At 51.1% G+C, this 499-nt stretch carries 1 tRNA gene and 1 rRNA gene; both read left to right on the top strand.

From position 1 onward, the window contains the following. Positions 1-253: ribosomal RNA gene (locus F1381_RS27980) — 16S ribosomal RNA — on the top strand; the annotation flags it as partial. A gap of 85 nt (positions 254-338) precedes the next feature. Next, positions 339-414 (top strand) — tRNA-Glu (locus F1381_RS27975). The last annotated feature ends 85 nt before the right edge of the window (positions 415-499 follow it).

Here is a 499-nt window from a genome sequence, read left to right as displayed (position 1 = left end):
GCCGATCGTAGTCCGGATTGGAGTCTGCAACTCGACTCCATGAAGTCGGAATCGCTAGTAATCGTGGATCAGAATGCCGCGGTGAATACGTTCCCGGGCCTTGTACACACCGCCCGTCACACCATGGGAGTGGGTTGCAAAAGAAGTAGGTAGCTTAACCTTCGGGAGGGCGCTTACCACTTTGTGATTCATGACTGGGGTGAAGTCGTAACAAGGTAACCGTAGGGGAACCTGCGGTTGGATCACCTCCGTACCTTAAAGAAGCGTACTTTGCAGTGCTCACACAGATTGTCTGATAAAAAGTGAAAAGCAAGGCGTCTTGCGAAGCAGACTGATACGTCCCCTTCGTCTAGAGGCCCAGGACACCGCCCTTTCACGGCGGTAACAGGGGTTCGAATCCCCTAGGGGACGCCACTTGCTGGTTTGTGAGTGAAAGTCACCTGCCTTAATATCTCAAAACTCATCTTCGGGTGATGTTTGAGATATTTGCTCTTTAAAA

Source organism: Paenibacillus tengchongensis, assembly GCF_008973665.1.
Lineage (GTDB): Bacteria > Bacillota > Bacilli > Paenibacillales > Paenibacillaceae > Paenibacillus_AQ > Paenibacillus_AQ tengchongensis.
Note: the sequence above shows the minus strand (reverse complement) of the source record. Positions and strands in the feature narration are given on the sequence as shown.